This window comes from Streptomyces sp. SCSIO 30461 (assembly GCF_037023745.1).
GTDB lineage: Bacteria > Actinomycetota > Actinomycetes > Streptomycetales > Streptomycetaceae > Streptomyces.
In genome coordinates this window covers 7,689,111-7,706,624 of the sequence record NZ_CP146101.1, presented here as the reverse complement: position 1 = coordinate 7,706,624, position 17,514 = coordinate 7,689,111, and the positions used below count along the sequence as shown (strand labels likewise).

The window sequence follows — 17,514 nt, the reverse complement described above, 5'->3', positions numbered from 1 at the left end:
TTCGGGACGACGCCCTTGCCTGCTAGCCGCGAGGATGCCGGAGCCGCGCCGAGACCCAGCGGGCCCGGCGGCGGAGGATACGCGGGATGCCGAGCCGGGGATCGTGGCCCTGCGTCTGTGAGCCGCCCCTCTCGTAGTCGATCGGCGCGGAGGCCGAGCGGGAGTTGCGTGCTGTGTCACCGTAGTCGTGCGTCCAGCCCATACCCCGACCTGTGCCCGGGCCACAAGGTCGGTAATCGCATCTGGGCCCGCCAATTGGCCTATGCGCGCGGCAATACCCGTCCGTCGTACGCCTGTTCGCCGTCGGGTCGCCGGGCGGCCGGGTCAGCGGTCCGGCTCGGGGTCCTTCAGCCAGCCGATGAGCTCCTTGGAGAACGCCACCGGGTCCTCCTCGTGGGGGAAGTGGCCGAGGCCGTCGAAGAGCCGCCAGCGGTACGGCGCCTCGACGTACTGCCCCGAGCCCGCGGCGCTGCGCATACGCATCGCCGGGTCCAGGGAGCCGTGCAGATGGAGCGTCGGCACCCGTACCGGGCGTTTCATCCGACGGTAGAACTGGACACCGTCCGGGCGGGCGAGCGAGCGCACCATCCAGCGGTAGGGCTCGATCGAGCAGTGTGCCGTCGACGGAATGCACATCGCCCGCCGGTACACCTCGATCGCCTCCTCATCCGGCTGCCGGGGCCCGGACCAGTCACGGATCAGACGGCCGGCCAGATCCGCGTCATCGGCGACGAGTTGGCGTTCCGGCAGCCACGGCCGCTGGAAGCCCCAGATGTACGAACCAGCGCGGGTCTGCGCGAAGTCGCCGAGCATCGACGAACGCCAGCGGCGCGGATGGGGCATCGAGGAGACCGCGAGTCGACGCACGAGCTTGGGGCGCATCACCGCGGCGGTCCAGGCGAGGTAGCCGCCCAGACCATGCCCGACGAGCGCAGCGTCCGGCTCGCCCAGCGAGCGCACCACACCGGTGATGTCCAGCGCGAGGTTCGCGGGGTCGTAGCCCCGCGGTGTGCGATCGCTGCCGCCCACACCGCGCAGATCCATGGCCACGGCCCGGAACCCGGCGTCGGCGAGCGCCGTCAGCTGATGCCGCCAGGTCCACCAGAACTGCGGGAACCCGTGCAGGAGCAGCACCAGCGGCCCATCACCCAGCTCGGCGATATGGAAGCGCGCACCATTGGCCGCGACGTCTCGATGGGTCCATGGACCCTCGATGCGCACCGGGCCGCCGCCGACAGCGCCTGCGCCGTTGCCGCGGGGGTTGTCGAGGCCGTTGCGGGGGTCCTCAGGGCCGGATTCGGGGTCCGTCATACCGATGAGCGTGCCACAGCGGTGGACGAGTCCGGGTCCTGACGGGGATGCGGCTTGACGTTCCCCAGCACCGCTGCGGTCTGCTTCGCAGAGGCGATCGACTTCTCCGGTGGCTTGACCTTCTTGAACTTCGACATGGCGAGCAGTGCCAGGAGCGCCGCGAGCAGCAGGAACGCCCCGCCCACGATCAGGAACGACCATGCGAGGCCGAGGCCCAGATTGTGGATGCCGTAGGCGGCGGCGAAGCTCAGCACCGGTAGGGAGAAGAGCGCCAGCACTCCCGCGATGGAGATGGCCGCACCACCGGTCACCCCACGCTTGACGTCCTGGCGGAGCTCCGCCTTGGCCAGGGCGATCTCGTCGTGCACCAGGGCCGACATTTCAGCGGTCGCCGTCGCGACCAGCTGCCCGAGGGTCCGGTCAGGGCCGATCAGCCGGACCGGGCCGACCGTGTCGCCGGTGACTTCGACGGTGCCGGCGGTCTTCGGTGCGCCGCTGCCGGGGTCGCTCATCGCTGACTCCCTCTTCATCATCTGTGCTTCGGTTTCGGTTTGGGGCGTCTTTGCTGTGTGACTGCGCGACCGTGTCGGCACTGCCTGTCCACGCGTTCGCGCTGTCCGATGGGGTCTGCTGTCAGATCATGCCGGACTGTCGCCATCGCCGCGCGACGCCCCGGCCAGTTCTGCCTTGCGGCGGTGCTCCGCGGCCTTCGCCTCGTGGATTGCGGCCATCCTCAGGTGGTACTCGGGGTTGCCCTGCTCGTAGATGTCCGGGATGCCGTCCTGGTCGTCGTCGCGTTCCTCCTCCTCGCACAGGGCCCGGTAGGTGCGTACCCGCAACTTCAGCAGTACACAGGCCAAAATCGCGGCGATGATCGAGCCGGCCAGGACCGCGGCCTTGATCTCCTCCATCAGGTCGGTGTCGGAGGCGAAGGCGAGTTCGCCGATGAGCAGCGAGACGGTGAAGCCGATACCGGCCAACGAGGCGACAGCGAATACATCGGCCCAGGCCAGGTCCTCGTTGAGTTCGGCCTTGGTGAAGCGGGCTGCGAGCCAGGTGCCGCCGAAGATACCGATGGTCTTGCCGACCACAAGGCCGAGGACCACGCCGAGGGTCTCCGGGCGGGTGAAGACCGCGTGGAGCGCCTCACCCGAGACGCTGACGCCGGCCGAGAAGAGGGCGAACAGCGGGACGGCGAGTCCGGCCGATACCGGTCGTACGAGATGCTCGATGTGCTCGCCGGGCGACTGGGCCTCGCCTTCGTGCCTGGCGCAGCGCAGCATCAGGCCCATCGCCACCCCGGCGATGGTGGCGTGGACGCCGCTGTTGTACATCAGGCCCCAGATCACCAGAGCCAGTGGCACATACACGTACCACCCGCGCACGCCCTTGCGCAGCAGCAGCCAGAAGACGCCCAGACCCACGAATGCCCCGCCCAGCGCGGCGAAGTTCAGGTCCGCCGTGAAGAACACCGCGATGATCAGGATGGCGAAGAGGTCGTCGACGACGGCGAGGGTGAGCAGGAAGGCGCGTACGGCGGAGGGGAGAGAGGTACCGATGACGGCCAGCACGGCGAGCGCGAAGGCGATGTCGGTGGCGGTGGGCACCGCCCAGCCCGCCGTGGAGCCGCCCCCCGCGACGTTGACAAGGGTGTAGACGAGGGCGGGTACGGCCATCCCGCAGACGGCGGCGACGATGGGGAGCGCGGCGGCCCTGGGGTCGCGCAGCTCGCCGGCGACCAGCTCTCGTTTGAGTTCGATACCGGCGACGAAGAAGAAGATGGCGAGCAGTCCGTCGGCCGCCCAGTGCGCCACGGAAAGGTCGAGGCCGAGTGCCGCGGGACCGAAGTGGAACTCGCTGACGGCTTTGTAGGAGGCGCCCGACGTGTTCGCCCAGATGATCGCTGCGATCGCGGCGACCAGCAACAGGATGCCGCCGACGGTTTCGGCGCGAAGTGTCTCCACCAGGTAGTTCCGCTCGGGGAGCGAGAGCCGCCCGAGGAACTTACGCGAACCGGAGGCGGGGGCGGTGGGCGTCGGAGAGGGTGGGGGCGCGGCCACGGGTGGAGACCTCCGGTCGGATAGGCAGGGCGAAGCACATGCCGACCAGACTTCCCGGCGCACCTGGGGGTTCTTGTTGCGTTGTTGGCGTAGTCGTTACTTTACCTAAGAAGCGAGTCTGATGCGCAAGGGTGAATCCGGTGATCTTCACCCTAGGTGCAAAAGGGGCACCCGGCTCGTTGCTCCGGGTGCCCCAGGGAGAGGATCGGCTGCTCGCGGCCGGATCAGTCCTCCGAAGGCGAGCTGGGGAGCTTGGACTGGATGAGGTCCATGACGGCGGAGTCGGTGAGTGTGGTGACATCGCCGAGCTGCCGGTTCTCCGCGACATCGCGAAGCAGACGGCGCATGATCTTGCCCGACCGGGTCTTGGGGAGCTCTGCGACGGGGAGGACGCGCTTGGGCTTGGCGATGGGGCCGAGGGTGGCGCCGACATGGTCGCGCAGCTCGGCGGTGAGGCCCTCGTCCTCCTGTGCGCTGCCGCGCAGGATCACGAAGGCGACGATGGCCTGGCCGGTGGTGTCGTCGGTGGCGCCGACGACCGCGGCTTCGGCGACCTTGGGGTGGGACACCAGGGCGGACTCGACCTCGGTGGTGGAGATGTTGTGCCCGGAGACGAGCATGACGTCGTCCACACGGCCGAGCAGCCAGATGTCGCCGTCTTCGTCCTTCTTGGCACCGTCACCGGCGAAGTACTGGCCTTCGAAGCGGGACCAGTACGTGTCGATGAAGCGCTGGTCGTCGCCCCAGATGGTGCGGAGCATGGAGGGCCAGGGCTCGGTCAGGGTGAGGTAGCCGCCGTGACCGTCCGCGACTTCCCGGCCGTTGTCGTCGACGACCGTCGCGCTGATACCGGGCAGCGGGCGCTGGGCACTGCCCGGCTTGGTGTGGGTGACCCCGGGGAGGGGCGAGATCATCATGGCCCCGGTCTCGGTCTGCCACCAGGTGTCCACGATGGGCGTGGCGCCGGCGCCGATGTGCTCGCGGTACCAGATCCAGGCCTCGGGGTTGATGGGTTCGCCGACCGAACCGAGGACACGCAGGCTGGACAGGTCGAACTTCGCGGGGATGTCATCGCCCCACTTCATGAAGGTGCGGATCGCGGTGGGGGCGGTGTAGAGGATGGTCACCCCGTACTTCTGGACGATCTCCCAGAAGCGGCCCTGGTGCGGGGTGTCGGGTGTGCCCTCGTAGATGACCTGGGTGGCGCCGTTCGCCAGGGGGCCGTAGACGATGTAGGAGTGCCCGGTGACCCAGCCGATGTCGGCCGTGCACCAGTAGACGTCGCGGTCCGGCTTGAGGTCGAAGACGGCGTGGTGCGTGTATGCGGTCTGGGTGAGGTAGCCGCCGCTGGTGTGCAGGATGCCCTTGGGCTTTCCGGTGGTGCCGGAGGTGTAGAGGATGAACAGCGGGTGCTCCGCGCCGAACGCCTCGGGCTCATGCGTGGCGGACTGGCGCTCGACCGCGTCGTGCCACCACAGGTCGCGGCCCTCGGTGAAGGCGGTGTCCTGACCGGTGCGGCGGATGACCAGCACATGCTCGACCTGCGGGCAGGACGCCAGCGCCTGGTCGATGGCGGGCTTGAGCGCGCTGGGCTTGCCGCGGCGGTAGCCGCCGTCGGCGGTGATGACGAGCTTGGCGTCGGCGTCCTGGATACGGGAGGCGACCGCATCGGCGGAGAAGCCGCCGAAGACCACCGAATGTGCGGCCCCGATCCGGGCGCAGGCCAGCATAGCCACCACGGCTTCGGGAATCATCGGCAGATAGATCGCGACCCGGTCCCCGGCGCTTACGCCCAGTTCGGTCAGCGCGTTGGCCGCCTTGGACACCTGGTCCTTGAGCTCGGCATAGGTCACCGCGCGGCTGTCCCCGGGCTCGCCCTCGAAGTGGATCGCGACCCGATCACCCAGGCCTGCCTCGACATGCCGATCCACACAGTTGTATGCCACGTTCAGCGCGCCGTCCGCGAACCACTTCGCGAACGGCGGGTTCGACCAGTCGAGCACCTCCGTCGGTGCCTTGGCCCAACTCAGCCGCTGTGCCTGCTCGGCCCAGAACCCGAGCCGGTCCGCCACGGCCCGCTCATACGTCTCGGCCGTCACATTGGCGTTCCGCGCCAGGTCGGCCGGCGGTGTGAACCGCCGCTCCTCCTTGAGCAGGTTGGCCAGGCTCTCGTTGCTCACGACTTCTCCCTTTCCCAGGGCGTCCTATATGCCTATGTGTCCCAGGCCATAGCTCATCAGCCAGATGCCCGGGAGACAAGGGCCCTCGGGGAAATGGTGTAGACCTATGATCTTGAGGCGGCTCCCGTCTGTAGATCCGTACGTTCACACGCCCGGACGGGGCGACCTCTCTTCTCCGGGTGGATGGAGAAGAGAGGCCACACGTTCCCACGGACGTCGTGCCTCAGAGGTTCAGGCGTGCACCTGTTCCAAAGTCGAAGGCTCGGAGGCCACGCGATCGAACACGCCCTCGGCGTGATCGCCAGGGTCCTCACCGTCTGCAAGCAGATATGCCTGAGCCTCACCCACATGGAAGTACATCCCATGCAGTTGGAGTGTTCCGTCGGCCAGCCTGCGTGCCACGGAATCATGGGTCCGCAGATGTTCCAGCTGCTGGACGACATTGGTGAGGCAGAGCTGCTCAACCGCGTCGCCCGGAAGCCGCCCGGCGACCCGGGCCCATGTCTGCTGGGGCGACTTCATTCGCTCCAGGCTCGGCAGCCCGTGCCGCAGCCAGCGCCGCAGCGGAGTCTCCGGGGCCCCGTCCTCCGGTACGCCCTGAAGCAGTGCCTGCATCGCGCCGCAGCCGGAGTGCCCGCAGACCGTGATCGAATCCACCTCCAGTACGTCCACCGCGTACTCGATCGCCGCGGCGACGGAGTCGTCCCCGCCCTCCTCACCGGGTTTGGGCACCAGATTGCCCACGTTCCTCACGGTGAACAGGTCACCGGGGCCGCTGGCGGTGATCATGCTGGTGACCAGCCGGGAGTCAGCGCAGGTCAGGAACAACTGCGAGGGCCGCTGTCCTTCACGCGCCAGCCGCGCCAACTCTTCACGTACCAGCGGAGCGGTGTTGCGCTGGAAGGAGCTGATTCCGCTCGCCAGTTGATGCTGAGCATGCTCGGTACGCCGCTCGGGTGAAATGGAGGAATCGGCACCGGGATGCTCCCCGCAGTGATGGTTCCGCCAGGGTGTCCACGGCCGACAACAGGCGTGCGACTCCGGTGCCGGCTCGGCGATCCGCCCTCCCGTGGGGCCGGTGAACTCGACGGTTCCGCCATGCGCCTCATGGGCTGTCTGCCAGTCGTGCAGGGCTTCGTAGGCCGCATGGTCCATAAACGAGCCGTCCAGTTCCACCACGGCATCGGTCCCGTGCGGCACCTTGCCGAGCATGCGACTCAGTCTTGGCACCGCCAGGAACGTCAGTTGTCCGTGTACCCGCACCCGGTGGCGGTCGCCCCGCTGCTCCACGCCGATCCGGATTCTCGTCAACCGGTACAGCGCGAGGGCCACCGCCACGGCGATACCGACGGCCACGCCCTCCAGGACCCCGGTGAGTACGACACCGGCCATCGTGACTACGTAGACCGGCAGTTCGCGGTTTCGCCGCACATTGCGCATATGGGTGATGTTGACCATCTGGACGCCGACGACCATGACCAGGGCGGCGAGAGCGGCCAGCGGGATCAGATCGAGCGCGGGCACCAGGAGCAGTGCGGCGACGGCGATCCATACCCCGTGGAGCATGGACGAGTGGCGGCTGACCGCGCCCGCCGAGACATTGGCGGTGCTGCGCACGGCGACACCGGTGATCGGAAGCCCGCCGAGCGCGCCGGAGACGACATTGGCCGCGCCCTGTCCGCGCAGTTCTCGGTCGAGGTCGGCACGCGGGACGCGGATGGCGGGCTCCTTGCGGGCCGCGGCGAGTCTGTCGATGGCGACTGCGGACAGGAGCGATTCGACGCTGCCGACCAGAGTGATGGTCAGGACGGCGGCGATCAGGCCGAGCACCGGGCCTTCTGGCAGCCCGGGCAGGGCGTGACTGCTCCAGGACGGCAGATCGACCCGGGGCAGGCTGAGCCCGGCGGCAGCGGCCAGGGCGGTCGCCGCGATGACCGATGCCAGCGCGGCGGGCACCTTCCGCACCACTCGCCCGATCGCGCCGGGGAAGCGGGGCCAGGTGAGCAGCACGGTGATGGTGAGGATGCTCACCGACAGCGCGGCCGGCTGGAGTGTCGCCAGCTGGCCGGGCAGGGCGAGCGCGTTGTCGATGGCGGAGCTCTGCGGAGTGCCGCCGAGGACGATGTGCAGCTGGGCCATCGCGATGGTGGCGCCGATCCCGGCCAGCATGCCGTGCACGATCGCCGGGCTGACGGCCAGCGCGGACCTGGCCACGCGCAGGGCGGACAGGACCAGTTGGCTGAGACCCGCGAGCACGGTGATGGCGCACGTCGTACGCCACCCGTACCGCTGGATGAGGTCGGCCGTGATCACGGTGAGCCCCGCGGCGGGACCGCTGACCTGGAGCGGTGCTCCTCCGAAGAGGCCCGCCACGATGCCGCCGACCGCAGCTGCCACGAGCCCCGCCTGGAGCGGTGCCCCGGTGGCGAGCGCGATACCGAGCGAGAGCGGCAGGGCGATCAGGAAGACGCTGATCGAGGCCGAGACGTCGGCGCCCGCAATCCGGAAACCGGTGCCCGGCCCCCGGCCACCCCGGCCGCTGTGTCGTCGGCGCCCGTCCGGCTGCGCGGGGGGACTGGGCGGGGGGTCGCTGCCAGGGTCGAGTTTGCTGTTGTCTTCGTCGTGCGTACGGGAGGGAAAGCAAGCAGACATGGTCCCGTCTCCTCCGGGGCGGCGCGGTCGCGGTGTGTATGGCGCGGCCGTGGGTCACGGCGTGTCAGCGGCGGGATGTTCGGATGTGTTCAGGCCTGGAACCTCGGCTGTGCCTCGGGAGCCGGACACACTCTCAACTCTGAGTAAATGAATCGTAATGCAGAGTAAAGAAAACGGCATGACTTTCCGGGCAAATGGGGCACTAGTTCACCCGGTGGAGTGAGGGATCCATTGGTCTGCTTTCCGGATCTTCACGCCCCTCCCTCGCGGGCCACCGCAGCCGCCGCCGGCGCGGCAGCCCGCTGCTGCGGGCGACCTGCCGGCGGGTCCCAGGCCGCGCGCCGCGGCGCGAGGGGCCGATGCGGAGGCCGTGAAGGCCCCGATGCGTTATGCCGGCTGGGGAGCGCCGACTCTCACGGCCGGCTCGCCGAGAGTGAAGGACGGGTCCACCTGCGCCGCCAGGTCGGTGCCGGTCTTCGCGTTCCCCCAGCTCTCGGCGTTCTTCAGATGGAAGTGGACCATCTGGCGGGTGTAGCGCTCCCAGTCGCGGTCCCGGTACGACCTGTCCGCCGCGTCCTTCAGGGTGCACAGCGCCTGGCGGCCCTGCTCCTCCAGTCGGTCGAAGTGGAGCGGGCGACCCTTCTCCATCGCGCGCACCCAGTCCGACTGCCCCACTGTGGCCAGGAGGTCCTCGCCCACCTCCGCGCGCAGGAAGTCCACGTCGTCCGGACACTGCACCTTGTTGCCGACCACCTTGAGAGCGACTCCGAAGTCCCGTGCGTACTCCTTGTACTGCCGGTAGACCGAGATGCCCTTGCGGGTGGGCTCGGCTACCAGGAACGTCATGTCGAAGCGTGTGAACAGCCCGGACGCGAAGGAGTCCGACCCCGCAGTCATGTCGACCACCACGTATTCGTCGGGGCCGTCGACGAGGTGGTTGAGGCACAGTTCCACGGCCCCGACCTTGGAGTGGTAGCAGGCGACCCCGAGGTCGGACTCGGTGAACGGGCCCGTGACCATCAGTCGGATGTCACCCCCGTCCAGCCTCACGGTGCGGGCGCAGGCCTCGTAGACGGGGTTGCTCTCACGCACTCGCAGCAGCCGCGACCCCTCCCCCGGCGGAGTGGTCTTGATCATGGTGTCGGCCGAGGCGATCCGGGGGTTGGCCCCGCGTAGATGGTTTTTGATCAGCGGCAGGTGCGCACCCATGGCCGGCAGCGCCGCCGCCTCGTCCTCGTCCAGGCCGAGCGCACCTCCGAGGTGCTGGTTGATGTCGGCGTCCATCGCGATGACGTGAGCCCGCTGTGCCGCGAGGTGGCGAAGGAAAAGTGAGGACAGCGTGGTCTTGCCACTGCCGCCCTTCCCTACGAAAGCGATCTTCATGTTCACCTAGCGTAGGCGCTCGACTGCTTTCGGTGTCGGTCATGCGTGAAGAAGACCACTCCGATGTGGGGTGGCCGCCCGGTGCGCGTAGCCTCCCTACCTATGAGTACGAACGCCCCGGACCCCTTGGCCGCACTCGGCACCCTGCCCGGAGTCGGGGATGCCGTCGATTCCGTACGCAAGGCCGTCGACCGCGTCTACGGCCATCGGGTCATGCGGCGGCGCAGCAACGAGGTCGCGTCTGAGGCGGCGCTGCGCGGAGCCCGTGGCTCGGCGGCGCTCGCCGGGGCCGACTGGCCGCTGGAGGAGGTGCGGCGGCGCAGCGACTTCGGCGCCGAGGACGAGGCCCGTACCGTCGGAGCCGCCCTGAGGCTGACCGCCGAGGCCGGCCAGTTGCTCTCCATCTGGCGCCAGTCACCGTTGCGGGTGCTGGCCCGGCTGCACTTGGTTGCCGCAGGCGGCGCCGTGACGCGGGATGAGGCGGTCGGACGTCCGCGGGTCGCCGACGAGAAGGCCGACGAGCCGCTCATCACGGCTCCGCTGCCGGATGCCGACGAGGTCGCGGCCAGGCTCGACGGGCTCTCGAGGCTGGTGATCGCGGGCAGTTCGGCCCCCGCGCTGGTGATGGCGGCTGTGGTGCACGGTGAGCTACTCGCGCTGCGCCCGTTCACGTCGTACAACGGACTTGTCGCCCGCACGGCCGAACGCATCGTCCTCGTGGGCAGCGGTCTCGACCCCAAGTCGATCTGTCCTGCCGAGGTCGGCCACGCCGAACTCGGGCGTGCCGACTATGCCGCCGCCTTTGACGGATACCTGTCAGGGGCCCCGGAGGGGATGGCTGCCTGGATCACGCACTGCGGACGGGCCGTGGAGCTGGGGGTGCGGGAGTCCACGGCGGTCTGTGAGGCGCTGCAACGGGGTGCGGCCTAGCGCGATCCCGCTTGGAGCCGCGGAAACTGAGGCGGCCGGAGCGCGAAGGCCGGTGCGGGCTCGCTTCGCCGTCCGGGGAGCCGTGTCAGCGCAAAAGGTTGCGGCGGTACCGGAATTGGTACCGCCGCTTACATGTCCGCTCAGTTACCAAGCGTCCTCGATATATTGCCCATCAGGTCGGAAGCTTCGTCCGTCACCTGGTGCGGCTGGCCCGTAATCGACGGGTCGACGTCGCGTGGGTGCTGATCGGCCATGCTTCGGTCCGTGGGGCCTTTGCTGCGTAGAAGGTGATCCTCTCGGATGTCCCAGGTCTCGCGGGCCGTTGAGTCCTTTGTACTCCTGCGGCCCGGCAAGCGGAACCCCTCGCCGCACTTCTTTACTTTTAGGTTCAAATACGGGCACCGGATCCACCGCGCCGCCGACTGGCGTACCAGACGAGTCCCGCCGTCGCCGCTGCCGCACCGACCGCAGCCGCCGCGAGCAGAGCGGGTCGCGGCGGCATGGTGAACCGCGGCAACCGCTGTTTCAGTCGCACCGGACGGTTGAATACGAGCACGGGCCAGCCGCGTGAGACCGCCTCGCGGCGCAGCGTGCGGTCCGGATTGACCGCGTAGGCGTGACCGACCGACTCCAGCATCGGGATATCGGTGGCGGAGTCGCTGTACGCGTAGCAGCGTGAAAGGTCGTACCCCTCGGAGGCGGCGAGTTCCCGCACGGCTTCGGCCTTGGTCGGGCCGTAGGCGTAGTACTCGATCTCCCCGGTGTAGCAGCCGTCTTCGCCGACGACCATCCGGGTCGCCACCACGCGGTCGGCGCCGAGCAACTCGCCGATCGGCTCGACCACCTCGGCACCGGAAGTCGAGACGATCACGACATCCCGTCCTGCGGTGTGGTGTTCCTCGATGAGGGAGGCCGCCTCGTCGTAGATGATCGGGTCGATCAGATCGTGGAGCGTCTCGGCGACGAGCTCCTTGACGTGGCGTACGTTCCAGCCTTTGCAGAGCGCCGACAGATACTGGCGCATCCGCTCCATCTGGTCGTGGTCGGCACCGCCTGCGAGGAACACGAACTGCGTGTAGGCGGTGCGCAGTACGGCGCGTCGGTTGATCAGTCCTCCTTGGTAGAAGGACTTGCTGAAGGTCAGCGTCGATGACTTCGCAATGACCGTCTTGTCCAGGTCAAAGAACGCTGCTGCGCGCGGCAAGGAGTGGTTTTCCACGAAGCCGAGCATATGCGCCCACCATTCGGCGTAAGGTGGGGCGTGTGGGTTTGCCTGAGAAGGCTCTCGGGTACACCATGGAAGTCACGGATCGTTCGCGACCGTGCTAACCCGGTCCGACTCCTCCCCCCCCGAGTCGGCCGTGGGGACGACCCCCGCTCTCCCCCCCGGCGGGGGTCGTCGCATGTCCGGACGCGTTTTCGCCTTCCTCGCCCGATCGTTCGGGCCTTCTCGGCCTCAACAGGGCTCTACGGCGTCAGGGGCGAGGCCTCCGTTTTTGTCACGCTGAGTAGTTGTGGTGCTCCGCTCTGGAAGTCATACCGGAATGTCACCGGTGTGGGTGAGTGAGATATTCACAAGTGGTGGGGCATCCACAGTTTTCGGGCAAGATCCACACGATTTCCCGGGGCGGTGCATGGTGATTCCGGCCACGAAGTTCACAGGCCGAAGGAATCACTGACGAGGACCGCTGAGCCGGTCCCTGGCATCTGCCGCGCCGTGCGGTGAGAGTCGGAGAAATCATGGTGGGTTCGCTCACATCCACTGCCTTCAGCACGTCGGATGCAGCCGCCGATACGTCCACGTCCACGTCCACGCTCGCGAGGTCCCTGTCCTCCGCGACGCCCCGTCCGTCTGGCGCTTCCGTGCGGTTCCGTCCTGCCCGCACAGGGGGCGTCTCCGGCGCTTCCGCTTCCCGTCCCCGCTCGCCCGATGCGTCGCCCCGCGTGCCACGGGCGTCCGGTCCACCCGGTTCACCCGGATCGCGCAGTGATGCGAGCGAGCGGAGCGAAGGCCCGCTGATCGTCACCGAAGACCCCGCGCTTCTCGATGATCTCCTGCGGCTGTGCGCCGCGGCCGGCGTCGAGCCTCAGGTCCATCACACGGCGCCCGAAGACCGTGGAAGAGGTGGCTGGGACAGTGCCCCGCTCGTGCTGGTCGGCGACGACGCGGCCGTCCGCTGCAGGGGAGCGAACCGCAGAAACGGAGTGCTGCTGGTGGGGTACGACCAGGACGATCCTGGCGTCTGGCGATCGGCCGTCGAAATCGGCGCCGACTGCGTGCTGCGGCTGCCTGACGGTGAGAGCTGGCTTGTCGACCGCATCGCCGATGTCGCCGAGGGCGTCGGCCGGCCCGCGCTGACCGTCGGGGTGATCGGAGGCAGTGGAGGCGCCGGGGCGTCCACGCTCGCCGGTGCGCTCGCCGTCACGGCGGCTCGCCGGGGATGGCGGACCATGCTCGTCGATGGTGACCCGCTGGGCGGCGGCATCGACGTTCTGCTCGGCGGAGAGGGCACCGAGGGCAGGCGCTGGCCCGACTTCGCCGCGTCGAAGGGCCGGGTGGCCGGGGGCGCGCTGGAAGAGTCCCTTCCCGCGGTGCACGGGCTGCGGGTCCTCAGCTGGGATCGCGGTGACATGTTCACCGTGCCGGGGGAGGCGATGCGCGCGGTGCTCGCGGCGGCTCGTCGCCGGGGCGGAGTGGTGGTCGTGGATCTGCCGCGCCGGTTCGACGAAAGTGTCGCGGAGGCCTTGGCGCAGCTTGACGCCGGTCTGCTGCTGGTGCCGGGGGAGCTTCGTGCGGTCGCGGCGTCGCGTCGCGTCGCATCTGCGGTGGGTACGGTGCTCTCCGATCTGCGGATGGTGGTGCGGGGCCCATACGCCGCGGGGCTGGACGAGCGGTGGATGGCCGAAGCCCTCGGCTTGCCACTGGTGGGCGAACTGCCGTGGGATACCGGGCTGAGCGCGGATCTGGAGGGTGGCGTCCCGCCGGGAGCCGGAGCGCGGGGGCCGTTGGCCCGGTTCTGCGCGGCGTTCTGGGAGCAGGCGCTGGCCGGAGGTGCTGCCCGATGACCGCGGCACTGCTCGAAGCGGTGCGGCAGCGGCTGGCCGAGAGTGGTGCCGAGCCGACACCGGCAAGAGTCGCGGCAGCCCTCCGGGCGCAGGGAAGGCTCCTCGGCGACACGGAAGTCCTCGGCGCGGCCGAGGAGTTGAGAGGTGAGCTGGTGGGGACGGGCCCGCTGGAGTCGCTGCTCGCCGACCCAGCGGTGACGGATGTGCTGGTGTCCGCCCCGGACAGGGTCTGGGTGGACCGCGGCGGAGGTCTGGAACTCACCGGCGTCGGCTTCAGCGACGCGGCGGCCGTGCGCAGACTGGCGCAGCGGCTCGCCGCAGTGGCCGGGCGGCGATTGGACGACGCCCGTCCCTGGGTGGACGCCAGGCTCCCCGACGGCACGCGGATGCACGCCGTGCTGCCCCCGGTATCGGTGGGTGCCACCTGCCTGTCGCTGCGGGTGGTGCGTCCGAGGGCCTTCTCCCTAAGCGAACTCACTGCGGCGGGCACGATTCCACCGGGTGGAGACCAACTGCTCAGGGCCCTGGTCGAGGCGCGGATCTCCTATGTGATCAGCGGCGGCACCGGCACGGGGAAGACGACGTTGCTGAGCACGCTGCTCGGTCTGGTCGGAGAACGCGAGCGGATCGTACTGGCCGAGGACTCAGCCGAGTTGCGGCCCGACCATCCCCATGTGGTCCGGCTGGAGTCCCGTCCTGCCAACCAGGAGGGAGCGGGCGAGGTCACCCTGCGCGACCTGGTGCGGCAGGCGCTGCGGATGCGGCCGGACCGGTTGGTCGTCGGCGAAGTGCGGGGCGCTGAAGTCTTGGACCTGCTGGCGGCGTTGAACACAGGACACGACGGCAGTGGCACCGTCCACGCGAATACGGCCGCAGACGTACCGGCCCGGCTCGAGGCCCTGGGCACCGCGGCCGGTCTTGACCGGGCGGCCCTGCACAGTCAACTGGCCGCGGCCGTGTCGGTGGTGCTGCATCTCGTACGTGACCGGGACGGCTGTCGCCGGATCGCCGAGGTGCATGTGCTGGAGCGGGACGCGGCAGGGCTCGCAGTGGCGGTTCCGGCGTTGCGCTGGGGTGCGGCGGGTTTCACCCGGGAGCGCGGCTGGGAGCGGCTGTGCACGCTGGTCGGGGGTGCGTGGTGACAGCGGCGGCAATGTGCGCCGCGGCCTGCGCCGGTGCTGCGGCCTGGTTGTCGGCCATCGGAGACCCGCTCACCTGGAGAGCCCGGTCGACGTTCACCACGGGGGATGCCGTCCCGTTCGCGCCAGGCTGGGCAGGGGACTTGCGGTGCCGGCTGGCGCGACGGTTCCGGCGGGAGTGGCTCTGCCTGCCCGTGTCGGTGTTGCCGGCACTGCTGGGAGGTTCGCCGCTGCCGCTACTCGTGGGAGCCATCGCAGTTCCCGTGGTGGGTCGGCGGTTGCGCGCCGCCGAAGCGCGGAGGGTGAAGGAGCGCGGGGTCGACGCGGTGATCGCGTTGTGCGGTGGGCTCGCCGGTGAGCTCCGAGCCGGGTGCCAGCCCGGTCAGGCGCTGTTGGCCGTCGCCCGCGCCACGGGGGCGCTCGGCGGGGCGGAAGCGGCCGTGCTGGCCGCCGCACGGTTCGGCGGTGATGTACCCGCGCAGTTGCGTCGGGCGTCGCGGCAGCCGGGTGCGGGCGGGCTCGCAGGGCTCGCCGCCTGCTGGCGGGTGTCGGTGGACGGAGGAGCGGGACTGGCCGCCGGAGTGGACCGCCTGGAGACGGCGCTTCGCGGAGAACGAGAGCAACGAGAGGGACTACGCGCCCAATTGGCCGGTGCGTGGTCGACCGTCGTGATTCTGGCGTTGCTTCCGGTGGTGGGGTTGGCGCTCGGTTCGGCGCTGGGGGCGGGGCCGCTGAGGGTGCTGCTGCACACACCTGCCGGGCTGAGCTGTCTGCTCGTGGGCGGGCTGCTGGAGGCAGCGGGGCTGAGCTGGGCGGTGCGCATCGTCCAGGCTGGAGCGCGGTCATGAACGGCGGATCTGTCCACAGCCTGGGGATACCGGGGCCGGAAGTGCGCGTGCTGGTTGCGGAGGCTGTGGTCTGGCTGACCCTGGCACTGGCCGACTGGCGGCGTGAGTACCGACTGCGTCGACGGTTCGATGCCCTCATGGCGGCGCCGGCGTCCGTGCTGCCTGAGCGGCGGGAACTGCCGGCCCGGACCGGGGCGTGGGTGAGGCGTTGGGCTCCGCCCGCGAGCGCGGTGGTCATCGGATGCGTTTTGACCGGCCCCGTGACTGGGCCGCTGCTGGGCGCCGCGGGTGCCTACGGCCTATGGCGATGGCAGCAGGGCCGGGCACGGGACAGGGGTGCGGCGCAGGACCGCGCGGTGGAGCAGCTTCCGCTCGCCGCGGATCTCCTGGCCGCCTGCCTCTCCGCGGGGGCGGGGCCACGGGAGGCTGCGGAAGCCGTGGGGGAGTCCCTGGGCGGGCCGGTGGGCGAGCGACTCGCGCTGGCCGCCGCCGAGCTGCGGCTCGGTGGTGAACCGGCGAGGGCTTGGGGCCGGTTCGGCCGGATACCGGGTGCGGCCGGGCTGGCCCGGTGTCTCGAGCGCGCCGGTTCATCGGGGGCACCGGCCGCCGAGCCCGTTTCACGGCTGGCCGCAGGGCTCAGGGCTGAGCGGACCAGAGCCGCGGCGGCGCGGGCCCAGCGCGCCCAGGTCCTGATCACGGCTCCCGTAGGGCTCTGCTTTCTGCCCGCGTTCCTCGCGATCGGGGTTGCCCCGGTGGTGATCGGGCTTGCCGAAGGGCTGTTGAGCGGTCGCTGAGTGATGCCCCGGTCCCAGAGGCCGGCGGGGTCGGCGCGACCTGTACGAACACGCGGTCTCGAACCGCAACGGAACGACGGATCAAGGAGATCGGCATGACTTTCACGGCATGGACGAAGGCGTGGGCGACTGGGAGGGCGCGGGCGCTCGTCGCCACATGGGCACGGCGTGGCACCAGGCGACCCTGGACCGACGCGGGAATGACCACATCGGAGTACGCGATGGGCACGATCGCCGCGTGTGCCTTCGCCGCGGTGCTCTACAAGATCGTGACGAGCGGCACCGTCTCCGGGGCGCTCGAATCGGTCATCGGCAGGGCGCTCGATGCGCAGTTCTGAGGGCGCCGGAGTCGGGTCACCGGCGCTGCCATGGGACCGCGGAGCCGTGACGGCGGAGGCGGCGGTGGGCATTTCGGTGCTGGTGGCGTTCGCCATGGCTCTCGTTTGGGGTCTGATGGCGGCAGCGGCACAGATCAAGTGTGTGGACGCCGCCAGGGCGGGAGCCCGGGCGGCGGCCAGATCGGAGCCCCGGGGAGCGGTGCTGGCAGCCGCCCGGTCGGCAGCCCCGCCCGGAGCCGAAGTCCTCATCGGACGGGAGGGAGACCTCTGGCGGGTGCGGGTGAAGGCCCCCGCACCCGGGCCGGGGTCACTGGCGCTCGACCTGGACGCACAGGCCGTCGCGCTCGCCGAGGACAGCGTGGGCTCGGAGACGCCATGAGACCGGGGCACGACAGGGGTTCGGCGACCGTGTGGGCCGCCATGGCGATCTGTGCGGTGTGCGTGGTCTTCGCCGCGGTGGTGGCGCTGGGGCAGGCGGTCATCGCCCGCCATCAGGCCGGCGCAGCGGCGGATCTCGCGGCCATCGCCGCAGCGGACCGCGCTCTCGAAGGCATACCGGGAGCCTGCGCCGCCGCGGCTCGGGTGACCGCTGCCCAAGGGGCGGTCATGATCCGGTGCGCTGTGGAGTCGGAGATCGCCGATGTGACGGTGCGCGCCGGCGACGCCCCCTTCGCATCGGAGGTCAGGTCCCGCGCGGGGCCTCCGTGACGTGCGGGACCCGGCCGGCCGGCTTGGACAGCATCTGCCGTCCCCGACCGCACCCGCCGGGGCCGGGGTGTCGTACAGAGTCGGACCGCCGTACCCGCCGCGGTG

16 protein-coding genes are annotated in these 17,514 nt (G+C 69.9%); 8 read left to right on the top strand and 8 right to left on the bottom strand.

What is annotated here, in order from left to right:
* Window positions 1–22: 22 nt before the first annotated feature.
* The 7 genes from V1460_RS34615 to V1460_RS34585 form a co-directional block, all read right to left on the bottom strand.
* Window positions 23–202, bottom strand: a complete 180-nt coding sequence (locus V1460_RS34615; protein WP_338677538.1) for a hypothetical protein — start codon at window positions 200–202, stop codon at window positions 23–25.
* Between the two features lie 122 nt (window positions 203–324).
* Window positions 325–1,311: an alpha/beta hydrolase gene (locus tag V1460_RS34610; protein WP_338677537.1), complete on the bottom strand. Its 987-nt coding sequence runs from the start codon at window positions 1,309–1,311 to the stop codon at window positions 325–327.
* Window positions 1,308–1,823, bottom strand: a complete 516-nt coding sequence (locus tag V1460_RS34605; RefSeq protein WP_338677536.1) for a phage holin family protein — start codon at window positions 1,821–1,823, stop codon at window positions 1,308–1,310. Before V1460_RS34605 ends, V1460_RS34610 begins: the two co-directional genes overlap by 4 nt.
* Before the next feature lie 126 nt (window positions 1,824–1,949).
* Window positions 1,950–3,371, bottom strand: a complete 1,422-nt coding sequence (nhaA, locus tag V1460_RS34600; RefSeq protein WP_338677535.1) for a Na+/H+ antiporter NhaA — start codon at window positions 3,369–3,371, stop codon at window positions 1,950–1,952.
* A gap of 224 nt (window positions 3,372–3,595) precedes the next feature.
* A complete protein-coding gene (gene acs / locus V1460_RS34595) occupies window positions 3,596–5,551 on the bottom strand; it encodes an acetate--CoA ligase (RefSeq protein WP_338677534.1) in 1,956 nt (651 codons plus the stop codon).
* Between the two features lie 231 nt (window positions 5,552–5,782).
* Window positions 5,783–8,203, bottom strand: a complete 2,421-nt coding sequence (locus tag V1460_RS34590) for a SulP family inorganic anion transporter (RefSeq protein WP_338677533.1) — start codon at window positions 8,201–8,203, stop codon at window positions 5,783–5,785.
* A 387-nt stretch (window positions 8,204–8,590) separates the two neighbouring features.
* The gene (locus V1460_RS34585) at window positions 8,591–9,586 is read right to left on the bottom strand and encodes an ATP-binding protein (protein ID WP_338677532.1); all 996 of its coding nucleotides are present in this window, start codon (window positions 9,584–9,586) and stop codon (window positions 8,591–8,593) included.
* Between the two features lie 102 nt (window positions 9,587–9,688).
* On the opposite strand from V1460_RS34585, the gene V1460_RS34580 reads away from it, so the two are divergent.
* A complete protein-coding gene (locus V1460_RS34580) occupies window positions 9,689–10,516 on the top strand; it encodes an oxidoreductase (RefSeq protein WP_338677531.1) in 828 nt (275 codons plus the stop codon).
* Window positions 10,517–10,904: 388 nt separating this feature from the next.
* On the opposite strand, the gene V1460_RS34575 is transcribed toward V1460_RS34580, so the two are convergent.
* Window positions 10,905–11,747 carry an HAD-IB family hydrolase gene (locus V1460_RS34575; RefSeq protein WP_338677529.1) on the bottom strand — a complete coding sequence of 281 codons (843 nt, stop codon included), beginning with the start codon at window positions 11,745–11,747 and terminating at the stop codon, window positions 10,905–10,907.
* Window positions 11,748–12,460: 713 nt separating this feature from the next.
* Here V1460_RS34575 and ssd point away from each other — a divergent pair.
* The 7 genes from ssd (at window position 12,461) to V1460_RS34540 (ending at window position 17,409) form a co-directional block, all read left to right on the top strand.
* A complete protein-coding gene (ssd, locus tag V1460_RS34570) occupies window positions 12,461–13,582 on the top strand; it encodes a septum site-determining protein Ssd (protein WP_407077572.1) in 1,122 nt (373 codons plus the stop codon).
* Window positions 13,579–14,724, top strand: coding sequence for a TadA family conjugal transfer-associated ATPase (locus V1460_RS34565; RefSeq protein WP_338677528.1), 1,146 nt, complete (start codon window positions 13,579–13,581; stop codon window positions 14,722–14,724). The genes ssd and V1460_RS34565 overlap by 4 nt, the downstream gene beginning before the upstream one ends.
* A gap of 11 nt (window positions 14,725–14,735) precedes the next feature.
* On the top strand, window positions 14,736–15,569 hold the full coding sequence (locus V1460_RS34560) for a type II secretion system F family protein (protein ID WP_338678344.1): 834 nt from the start codon (window positions 14,736–14,738) through the stop codon (window positions 15,567–15,569).
* The gene (locus V1460_RS34555; protein WP_338677527.1) at window positions 15,566–16,363 is read left to right on the top strand and encodes a type II secretion system F family protein; all 798 of its coding nucleotides are present in this window, start codon (window positions 15,566–15,568) and stop codon (window positions 16,361–16,363) included. Before V1460_RS34560 ends, V1460_RS34555 begins: the two co-directional genes overlap by 4 nt.
* A gap of 95 nt (window positions 16,364–16,458) precedes the next feature.
* Window positions 16,459–16,701 carry a DUF4244 domain-containing protein gene (locus V1460_RS34550; protein ID WP_338677526.1) on the top strand — a complete coding sequence of 81 codons (243 nt, stop codon included), beginning with the start codon at window positions 16,459–16,461 and terminating at the stop codon, window positions 16,699–16,701.
* Window positions 16,688–17,080, top strand: a complete 393-nt coding sequence (locus V1460_RS34545) for a TadE family type IV pilus minor pilin (protein ID WP_338677525.1) — start codon at window positions 16,688–16,690, stop codon at window positions 17,078–17,080. Before V1460_RS34550 ends, V1460_RS34545 begins: the two co-directional genes overlap by 14 nt.
* Complete coding sequence (locus V1460_RS34540; protein WP_338677524.1) at window positions 17,077–17,409, top strand: Rv3654c family TadE-like protein; 333 nt, start codon at window positions 17,077–17,079, stop codon at window positions 17,407–17,409. Before V1460_RS34545 ends, V1460_RS34540 begins: the two co-directional genes overlap by 4 nt.
* Window positions 17,410–17,514 lie beyond the last annotated feature (105 nt).